At 39.0% G+C, this 6367-nt stretch carries 10 protein-coding genes and 1 pseudogene; 1 reads left to right on the top strand and 10 read right to left on the bottom strand.

What is annotated here, in order from left to right; genetic code table 11:
* Positions 1-195: 195 nt before the first annotated feature.
* A pseudogene (locus tag V7024_RS21790) lies at positions 196-610 on the bottom strand (group I intron-associated PD-(D/E)XK endonuclease).
* 163 nt (positions 611-773) lie between these two features.
* Here V7024_RS21790 and V7024_RS21785 point away from each other — a divergent pair.
* Positions 774-1388 carry a PH domain-containing protein gene (locus V7024_RS21785; RefSeq protein ID WP_335523835.1) on the top strand — a complete coding sequence of 205 codons (615 nt, stop codon included), beginning with the start codon at positions 774-776 and terminating at the stop codon, positions 1386-1388.
* A gap of 60 nt (positions 1389-1448) precedes the next feature.
* Here the strand turns inward: V7024_RS21785 and V7024_RS21780 are convergent, their stop codons facing one another.
* The 9 genes from V7024_RS21780 to V7024_RS21740 all read right to left on the bottom strand — a co-directional run.
* Positions 1449-1718, bottom strand: a complete 270-nt coding sequence (locus tag V7024_RS21780) for a CPCC family cysteine-rich protein (RefSeq protein WP_335523837.1) — start codon at positions 1716-1718, stop codon at positions 1449-1451.
* A 432-nt stretch (positions 1719-2150) separates the two neighbouring features.
* Entirely contained in the window at positions 2151-2351 is a 201-nt protein-coding gene (locus tag V7024_RS21775; protein ID WP_335523833.1) for a cytoplasmic protein, read from the bottom strand.
* A gap of 33 nt (positions 2352-2384) precedes the next feature.
* On the bottom strand, positions 2385-2741 hold the full coding sequence (locus V7024_RS21770) for a hypothetical protein (RefSeq protein ID WP_335523831.1): 357 nt from the start codon (positions 2739-2741) through the stop codon (positions 2385-2387).
* A 114-nt stretch (positions 2742-2855) separates the two neighbouring features.
* Complete coding sequence (locus V7024_RS21765) at positions 2856-3947, bottom strand: SU10 major capsid protein (RefSeq protein WP_335523828.1); 1092 nt, start codon at positions 3945-3947, stop codon at positions 2856-2858.
* A gap of 98 nt (positions 3948-4045) precedes the next feature.
* Positions 4046-4642: a hypothetical protein gene (locus V7024_RS21760; RefSeq protein ID WP_335523826.1), complete on the bottom strand. Its 597-nt coding sequence runs from the start codon at positions 4640-4642 to the stop codon at positions 4046-4048.
* The gene (locus tag V7024_RS21755) at positions 4623-5090 is read right to left on the bottom strand and encodes a hypothetical protein (RefSeq protein ID WP_335523824.1); all 468 of its coding nucleotides are present in this window, start codon (positions 5088-5090) and stop codon (positions 4623-4625) included. Before V7024_RS21755 ends, V7024_RS21760 begins: the two co-directional genes overlap by 20 nt.
* A gap of 1 nt (position 5091) precedes the next feature.
* Positions 5092-5364 (bottom strand): helix-turn-helix domain-containing protein, encoded by a 273-nt coding sequence (locus V7024_RS21750; RefSeq protein ID WP_335523822.1) that lies wholly within the window; start codon positions 5362-5364, stop codon positions 5092-5094.
* A 237-nt stretch (positions 5365-5601) separates the two neighbouring features.
* Entirely contained in the window at positions 5602-5835 is a 234-nt protein-coding gene (locus V7024_RS21745; protein WP_335523820.1) for a DUF4148 domain-containing protein, read from the bottom strand.
* Between the two features lie 51 nt (positions 5836-5886).
* The coding region (locus V7024_RS21740) for a phage antirepressor KilAC domain-containing protein (protein ID WP_335523818.1) at positions 5887-6367 on the bottom strand (481 nt) is incomplete at its 5' end.

The raw sequence follows: 6367 nt of genomic DNA, 5'->3' as shown, positions 1-6367 counted from the left end.
TTCTTATTTAAATTAAATTGAGCTGTTTATTTCTTTACCATATATCCCTCCATACTTTTTCTAGCACTACCATTTTACTGGATCACGTAAAAAAAAGCATAAAAAACAAAAACCTTGTTATCTTTTTATAATGACTCAGTAAAATGAGACTAGGATAACCCCCCCACTGTCGTATATAAATACACTGGGGTACTTTTATGGTATTTCCCGATATTCATCTGCAAAATTCACATTCTTTTCTTGGTAATTCTTCGGAGCTTTAACTCTTAAACTAATTGATTTACGAAAGATTTTAGGATCGAAATAATAACATAAATCAGTTTGAGGACAATACACACAATAAACATCAATTTCTTCTTTATCTACATTTTTCATAGTTGTCCCTTTTCCAGTTGAATAGCTGGAACGAAAACGTATTTCAAGAATTCCTTTATCATTGAATTCTCTATATTTCACTTGAATCCGTTTAAACATACCATCTTTATAAGCTTACAAGGTCAAAAGGAGCATGCTCTGTATGAGGAACAAGTATCATATAACCCTTTTCGCATAAATCAACCTGTGCTTTTAAAACTCCTAAATCTCCTTTTGTTTTTGTATGATGATACACAATTACACCACCTATATAGACTTTCTCAAACAGAACTATCGCCTATTATAAAACTTCACTCCATCCCTCATCTATCCCTTCTTAAATTTATCATTTCTTTCCACATAAATGATATAATACTATTGCAACGATTCTGAAATTAATAACGAAAGGATGATTCACTATGTTCAAAAAAGTCGCAGCTGATATGCTTGGTTTAAGTGATATTGGATCCGTTATTACTCCTGCCGATTACGATAAAGTAGATGCCGACGATTATGTCATGCATGAAGAAAATGAAAAAATTTATTTTTTAATCAAATCAAAAACAGACGAGTATTGCTTTACAAATACCGCTCTTATTCACGTTGATGGAACGAGTGCGATAAGCAAGAAACGTACACTTCGCCGTTACAATTACAACACTCATAAAATTTCGAACGTCCTGCTTGAAACAGCTGGAACCGTCGATTTAGATATCGAAATTAAATTTACTATGGGCGGGGAACATTACTCCATTGATATACATAAAAAACATATTGAAGAAGTGAAAGATTTATATAAAGCACTTCTAAAAATTGCTGAAATCACTCATGAAAATGACATCGCAACGCAATACGCACATAAAAGCCTGGAGATGGCATCTTCTACATTAGGTAATGTAAGAAATGCCGAAGTAGATCTTGCAGCGCAGTTTAAAGAAATTAATCAAATTGCTTTCAACTGGCTTGTGGATACGAAAAAACAATATAATGTAAAAGATTTTGGGTTTGTGTTTGAGAAATTTATTAACAACTAATGTAGCATTACAAAAAAGAAAAGTAGTCTTTTCGACGCTTTCCTTTTTTTTATTCCGGACCTAGAAAGTTTTAAAACTCATGTCTTTTTCATAACCACCAAGCTCTGGTTGTACAACCAAAGCTTTAAATCTTTCCTCACATGCCCCATATATCTTAAAGTTCTTTTGCGCTTGTCTTAAAGATACTTCGTTCGCACCACCTTCGTAGTCTGGGTCTTCATTCTGAACAAAATCATCTTCCCAGTAGCAAACTACACAGATTTCATAATTATCCCGTGTCTCTTCTACAAGCGTCTTATAGCCACAACATGAACAAGTATATCTCTTCATTTCGAACTCACTCCAAGTACCCATCTTCTTAACCGATAATACGTTAAACTTAAGTCTAGCACTTACTTTTATGTATGAAAACAAAATAAAAACCCCCTACATCATTTAACTAAACGATGTAGGGGGTAAAAAAAAGAAGTGCACTCATGCACTTCTTTGTAGCGTCCCAGGAGAGATTCGAACTCCCGACCCGTCAATTACCTACGATATATAAACGATTCTTTCATCGTTTGCTGAACGTTCATTTGGGCGGTCAACTGACCGTTTTTGTTAATTAATATTATACGCTATATAGTAGTTCTACGTCAATGTTGAATGCCTTTTTGTTCTATCGATTCCCTATCGAGAATTCTGACGCATTTAGATGAATCCCTTATCCACGGAATAAAAAATAATCGTCTTAAAATGCGAATCTCGGCGTACCTTTCCGCACTATTTTATATATTTTGATCGCAGGCTAAATATATCTTCGCCTTCGCGAATACCTGCCGACCCCTTCCTCACATTTTTTACGACAGTCCAATTCGGGTTAGTTTCATCACCGATATTCTGTACTGTAAAGTTGCCGTCACCATATTTTCGGTGACCTTCTGCCAATTTCTCCGTTAAATCATTCTCTTTTGATTTCGCCATCTTTGCGCCATCTCCCTTTTTTATACAACCTTCTTAAACTGTCCAACCAATCACACGTCCAGTCAATTGGAGATTCTCGTTTTCCGCTTCTATTAATTGTAACACACTGTCGGGGATAAGTTCCGATAATAGCTGCTTAATCGCACTAGAAACGTTATTTTCTTCGAATGTGAATGAGCCGACGGCAGTTACGCTAAACGATGCGATTCCTTGCCGCTGCATTTTGTTTGTATCGTTGAATACAATCGCTAGATATGCACTGAATTCATATATCGCATTATCGGGTATTTCGTTGCCTTTGAATGTATTATGTAACGTTCTATCAGCCGAGTTCATAAGGCGGATTTTCTTTTTATCGTCCGCTTCGTGCCAATCTTCGTTACTAATCACATAGGCGTCGATATGTTCGTTCGCTGCTTCGATTCTATCTGCGTAATTTTCCACGCTACCACCGCCTTATATTAAAAAACGACTAGAGCCGAAGCCCTAGCCGATATATTTCGATTATTTGTTAGTTGAAAGACCCACGATTTTAGCATGTGCTGCTTCTTGTAGCATTTCTAGCGTGTACTCACCGACTAACATGCCTTTCATGTAGTCACCTGTCTTACCTAAGAACGTGTGTGAAAAGTCACGTCCAATTAGTGGTCGAATAGATAGGCGGTTAGCGTCTACGATTAACACCTCGCCAGCTGGTAGGTTGCTATTTAATAAGATTTCCGCTGCACCGAGGTCAGATACATAATGGTCTACTATTTGTCCTCGTCCATTATCCACACGGTCTAAGCGGATTAACGCATTATCGAAGTTAGAGATAGCAATCTTTTGTGTAGCACCTACGATAATTTTATAGTTACCACTGGCAGTAGAGCCGCTTTTCTCGAAGATTGCACGGAATGCTTCGATTAGATGCTCATCTGAAATCACTGCGCCGTTGGCTTTGATTACGTTTGTTTGAATGAACGAACGAACACCACGCATCATGCGTGTATGACCTCTCTCGTAACGAATACCGCTGATTACTGCTTTTTCTAGTTGTAACGCAAGCTCTAGCTGTTTCTTTTGCTTCTCTTTCTCGTACTCGTTGTCTACGCCGTATTGAGCTACTGCCATCGCTGTACCTGTAAGCTCTACAGATTCGTCGAAGATTTGCGTAATATTAGATACACGCTTACGAGGTTTGTAACGAGCGGCACGGGCATCTGCACCCTCTGCGCCTTCTACGAACATTACTTCGAGAGTTGCTCCGACTTCTACCTTTTCGGAAACTGTTTCCGCATAGCCACGAATTACCGTTAACGTGCTGCCTTCAATCTTAATGACTAAGATTAGCTCTTCGCCATTTCGAATAACTAGATTAGGACGGAATGCTTCGGTACTTTCAACTTCAATAGTTGTAGCGTCTGCTGCTGCTTCCTTCGTTGCGATACCTTCCTGAGCGAACATTTCATCTTCGAACCAAACGTGTTCGACGTTCGTTACTGGGTCGCCGAATCCAAGTAGTTCGAGCATAGGCGTTTGTAGTGGGTTTAGTAACAGCATTTCATCTGTTACGCTTTTTTGTTTACCGATTAGATCATTAGAGTATGTTACCATTTATAATTTCCTCCTTAGAATTAGAAAAAGCCGCCCGATTATTGGCGACTTCACTTTGTTTTATTTATATTAATAGGCGATTAGCCTACAGATATTAATTAGCTCATGAATCTTGCAGGTATTTGTTTATACTTCAGAATTTTATGCCAGTCGTTATCGTTTGGCGGTACGGGAATATCTCCAATACTTGCTGCATTCTGCATAAGAGGACGAGCACCCTTTCGACTTCTAAAACGTTCGTTCATGAAGTTGACCGCCCATTCATTCTCGCTCTCGACTCGTAAAATTTCTGCGACTGCCTCGAAATAATCTCGTAATCCTTGCTCTGCCTTTTTACGCAGTGGGTCGACTTTATTTTTGCGTACGGTCGGCAAAAAGTTCGTCCGCCAATCATGAGCAAGGTCGTCGATTGTTATCGTACCTGCTAGTTTCGTCATTGCATAATCATTCGCTTTGGTGTACTCATCCTCAGCGACTTTTACAGCAGCTCGTGCTTTGTCGATATTATCTAGCGCTGTCTTCTTTTGCGTAGCGACTTTTTTTCCAACGAATTCTTGGTTTAAAATTTCTTCATATGCTAGTGTGGCTGCCGTTACATCTTCTTTTGCAGCTTGTATCTTTTCTCGATATACTGCGATAAACTCGTGAGCCTTATCGTTTTGTACCGAGAATTCATCATAGAGTTTCCATTCCATCTTTTATTGCTCCCTTCGTATTTGCTTTCGTATTTCCTTCTAGTAATCTGATACACTTGCGTAACATTGAGATTAACTTTTCACGCCACTTCAGCATTTGTTTTTCATTCGGATCTTTTAATTTATAAATATCTATTAAAGCTGTTTGTACAATCTCGTCTTCGTAGTACCTACGTGTTTCTGACGTCTCTTCTCCCGTTTTGAAATGCCCTGTAATATCGGTTTCACTAATACAAGCCTTATATACCGCTTCTGTGCTTGTCCATACGTCAAAGGCTGGCAAGTCTTCGCAGTTACAATACACGATTTCTCGTAGCTTCCTAGCTAGCGGCTTGGCTTCTAGCGGCGCTGCGGTTTGCGCTACTAATACGTTATTGACATACAAGAACGAATATAAAAACGATTTTCCTCGTAGCTTGTGTACGTTTGTTACTAATACGGGTCGCATATTAATCTCCTTCTCTCGGTTTTAATCGTTTCTTTAGGTCTTCGCTTATAGCGGTCATGCTGCCATCGAACGCACTTAGTAGAAAAAGGTTATGAGAGCCGATTAGTTCCGTTAGAATCTCAGCTTTCTCTGATGGTAGCTTTTGTTCTCCCGATAAAAATCTCGACACGCTCGCCTGCGTCGTTCCTAATAGCTTCGCTAAATCTAATTGTGTGAGTTGAGCGAGCTGTAAAATTAATGCAAGTATCGAAGAATTATATGATGGTTTGTTCACTTTTTACGCCTCCTTATTTCATATTCATAGTTGATCGGGTTGCGCCCCCGATCCAACGGAGGCTCGACGGGTAATGACAGACCCGCCGAACTTTAATGGGAAAAGCCCACTGTAAAAGTGGGAAAAAGAAAAGAAAGGAAAAGAAAAAAGGAAAACTTCTCCTCGTCTATATATACGGCTGGAGATTGATTTCTTGGTATATTTTATACATGATTTTTATATTTTTTTGTTTCGTTATTATATAGCGGCATTTTGATAAAACGAAGGGTCGAATATATCAATATCTTTTATACCGCCTGTTCCTTTCGGTGTATGAGATACGGCGACCCAATTCGGACGCCTTTCCGTACCCTTATTTACGATAAGACAATACTCACCATATTTTTGACGACCTTCGGCGATAACCTCGGATAGTTCTTGCGTTATCTGCGCTCTCGTCTTAATTCCGTTTGTGTTGTTTGTATTTTTCATTTTTTGTTATCTCCTTTGTGTTGGTTTGTATTTTTTTCGTTCCCTTACCTTTTACGCAGACTTCTTGTTATTATGTCTCTTGTACAACTTGGCTACGAACGATGCACCCTCACGAGTTACTTTCATCGTTTTACATATTCGGTCGTTTTTAATCGCCGTAGATAGCTTGAAGTACTTAGCATATTTAACGGTTGGTACGTAGTGTCCGTCTGTTTTCACTGTACGTAGTACGCCTTGTTCTTGTAAAAATCTGCGGATTTTAGGCGAGGAAATGCCTCCTAGATAATCTAGCCCTACGGTTGTAAGCGATATAAGGTCTTTTCCGTTGATGGTATCTAATTCCGCCTTATATTCGTCTCGCTCTTCGGAAACTTGCGTGATATGGCGGTTTTTAAATTCCATCATTTGTGCAGTAGCTTGTAATAGTGCAGCAGTATCGCCCGATGCGAATGCCTGCCCTACTGCCATTTGTAGTTGCATCTCTTCGTTAACATCCATCATTTTTACATCTGCACTCGTATTCCCCTCGATA

This window comes from Bacillus sp. JJ864 (assembly GCF_036963045.1).
Lineage (GTDB): Bacteria > Bacillota > Bacilli > Bacillales > Bacillaceae_G > Bacillus_A > Bacillus_A pseudomycoides_C.
Note: the sequence above shows the minus strand (reverse complement) of the source record. Positions and strands in the feature narration are given on the sequence as shown.